This window comes from Candidatus Aminicenantes bacterium (genome assembly GCA_026393795.1).
In the GTDB taxonomy this organism is placed as follows: domain Bacteria; phylum Acidobacteriota; class Aminicenantia; order UBA2199; family UBA2199; genus UBA2199.
In genome coordinates this window covers 1-2,632 of record JAPKZL010000093.1, presented here as the reverse complement: position 1 = coordinate 2,632, position 2,632 = coordinate 1, and the positions used below count along the sequence as shown (strand labels likewise).

Below are 2,632 nucleotides of genomic sequence, written 5' to 3'. Positions count from 1 at the left end.
TGGCGGCGGGGACAGCTCCGGTATCGATACCGCTCTGATAGCCAGCACCGCGCCGGCGAAGAACCTGGAAATCTACGGCGGCCTCAAGCTCGCCTTCGATTCAGTCAAGAATACTGATCTGAACTTCACCCTGGTGCATCTCGTGCCCGGGATCGAGTACCGCATCAGCGCTGACCTCGATTTCCTGGCCGAGGTCGGTATCGCCCTCAACGCCGACGCCAGCAGCTATGCCAGCGTGGGATTGGCATTGTACCTTTTGCGCTGAAGTTTCGGCCTGATCTAGGATACGTGTTAGTGGTAGGGTAAGGGAAGAAATTAGCGATATTTTAAAAACCGCTCGATTGCCTTTCCACTACCACTAACACCAACATTGTCACATTGACTGACTAGTGGGAGCTGGAGGCTTAGCTTATCCGATTTTGAAAATCACCATGAAAATCCTGATGAGCAACAGGATCCAGCCGGCGCAGATAATGATCCAGGCGATTTTTTTACCGAATTCCACGCTGACCAGAACCATGAACAAGGTCAAAATAACCAGGAAGCCCAGGGGGTCGGCGATATTGCCGGGGAAAACGATACTGGGAATGAGCGACTGAACGGCCTTGATGATCCCCAAGCCGATCTGATGGGCGAGAAAATAAATGAAGGTGAGAATGCTGTGCAGGATCTCATTCAAAGGTTTCAAAGCCGTTGTTTCCGGAACAAATAAAACAGTCATTTCGTCCCTCCCTTCCTAAACGCTGGCATTTTTTAAAAACAGGTTAGGTTAATTCATTATACCCTTTTCGATTAGTCAAGTACAAGCCATTCTCCAGGTTGAACGGCGGCTAAGGTCAGGAAGAACCGGGATCGAAATAAGGGAAAGGGAGCGACGTCAGTAGCCGAAAAAATCGAGGCTTTCGCGGCCGCTGGGCACGCTGCGGCGCAGGGTGAAATAGGGCGTTTCGAAGCGGACCTGTGTCGGCCTTTCCAGCACGATCAGCCCGTCTTTTTTCAGCACGTTGCGCTTGAAAATCACCTTCAGCGGATTGGCGTATTCGAGCATGGCGTAGGGCGGGTCGAGGTAGATCAGGTCGAACTGGAAGCCGTCCTTGGCCAGGGCGATGATCGAGCGGTTGAAATCGCCGAGGATCACCCGGTAAAAATCGCTGGCGATGCCTATTTTTTCGGCGTTGTGCTTGATGGTGCGCGCCGCCTCGGGCAAGTCGTCGATGAAAATGACGTACTCGGCGCCGCGCGAGAGCGCCTCAATGCCGATATTGCCGGTGCCGGCGAAGCCGTCGAGAAAAATTTTTTCCTTGACATCGTGCTGCAGGATGTCGAAGAAGGTGAGCTTCAGCTTCGACATGGTCGGGCGGATGACGGAGTTTTTTCCGCCGCGCAACACCCGCCCCTTGTAGAAGCCGCTGGCAATTCTGATCATGGACCCAGCATACCCGCTTTTACCCGGGAGGTCAAGCCGATTTTTTTGGAAAAAATGCGCCGGCAAAGGCGCCGAGGCAAAAAATAATATATAATAAGGGGAATGATCAAGCGCTTTCACGAATTGCAGGAAAAGATACTGAAATATTACCCCGAGGCCAACATCGCCCTGCTCAAGAAGGCCTACGCCATTTCCACCGACGCCCACTTGAACCAGAAAAGGGCCTCCAATGAACCCTTCATCACCCATCCGCTGACCGTGGCCGGGATTTTGGCCGACATGAAGGTCGATGAAATCTCCATCGCCGCCGCCCTGCTCCACGACGTGATCGAGGATTCCCAGTACAGCCGCGAGGACCTGAACAAGCTTTTCGGGACCGAGATCAGCGACATCGTTTGGGGGGTGACCAAGATCTCCAAGATCTCCGAGGTCGATGTCGAGGACGCCCAGGCGGAAACGCTGAAAAAAATGATCATCGCCATGACCGCCGATGTCCGCGTCATCCTGATCAAGCTGGCCGACCGGTTGCACAACATCCGCACCCTCGCCCACCTGAGCCCGGAAAAGCAGGTCAAGATCGCCCGCGAAACGCTGGAAATCTATGCGCCCATCGCCTACCGCCTGGGCATGGGCAAGATCCGCGACGAGCTGGAGGACGTCTCCTTCATGTACTTGCATCCAGACGAGTACCAGCGCATCAAGGCCGAGGTCGGCGACAAGTACGACTGGGCCATGAAGCAGGTGGAGGCCCTGAAAAAGCAGATCCTGGCCATCCTCAAGGAGATAAAGATCAAAGCCGAGATCCATTACCGCATCAAGCGGGAAATCTCCATCTATCGCAAGCTGCAAAAGCAGCACATCGAGCTGGAAAACGTCTACGACCTGCTGGCCCTGCGCATCATCACCGACACCGTGGCCAACTGCTACGTGATCATGGGCGCCATCCACCAGCAATGGGTGCACATTCCCGGGCGCTGGCGCGACTTCATCACCTACCCCAAGAGCAATTTCTACCAGTCCATCCACACCACCATCATCACCAAGGAAGGGGTGAAATTCGAGATCCAGATCCGCACCCAGGAGATGCACCGCAACGCCGAGGAGGGCATCGCCGCCCACTGGAAATACAAGGAAGGTTTGGCTTTTCTGGAAAATGATCACCGTCTTGAATGGTTCCGGGAAATGATCGACTACCACAAGACCAAT

Annotated in this window: 4 protein-coding genes; 2 read left to right on the top strand and 2 right to left on the bottom strand. The window is 54.2% G+C overall.

Annotated features, from left to right (window positions below; translation table 11 throughout):
- Positions 1-265, top strand: a 265-nt coding sequence (locus NTW95_04645) for a hypothetical protein (GenBank protein ID MCX6556707.1), incomplete at its 5' end; no start/stop codon positions are given.
- A 144-nt stretch (positions 266-409) separates the two neighbouring features.
- Here NTW95_04645 and NTW95_04640 read toward each other — a convergent pair.
- Positions 410-721, bottom strand: coding sequence for a hypothetical protein (locus tag NTW95_04640; GenBank protein ID MCX6556706.1), 312 nt, complete (start codon positions 719-721; stop codon positions 410-412).
- Positions 722-877: 156 nt separating this feature from the next.
- A complete protein-coding gene (gene rsmD / locus NTW95_04635) occupies positions 878-1,426 on the bottom strand; it encodes a 16S rRNA (guanine(966)-N(2))-methyltransferase RsmD (GenBank protein MCX6556705.1) in 549 nt (182 codons plus the stop codon).
- A 102-nt stretch (positions 1,427-1,528) separates the two neighbouring features.
- Here rsmD and NTW95_04630 point away from each other — a divergent pair.
- A partial coding sequence (locus NTW95_04630; protein ID MCX6556704.1) for an HD domain-containing protein occupies positions 1,529-2,632 on the top strand: 1,104 nt, incomplete at its 3' end.

Bases quoted from the DNA above. Each gene is read 5' to 3' on its own strand.
- NTW95_04640 (MCX6556706.1), bottom strand. From the start codon at position 721: ATGACTGTTTTATTTGTTCCGGAAACAACGGCTTTGAAACCTTTGAAT.
- rsmD (MCX6556705.1), bottom strand. From the start codon at position 1,426: ATGATCAGAATTGCCAGCGGCTTCTACAAGGGGCGGGTGTTGCGCGGC.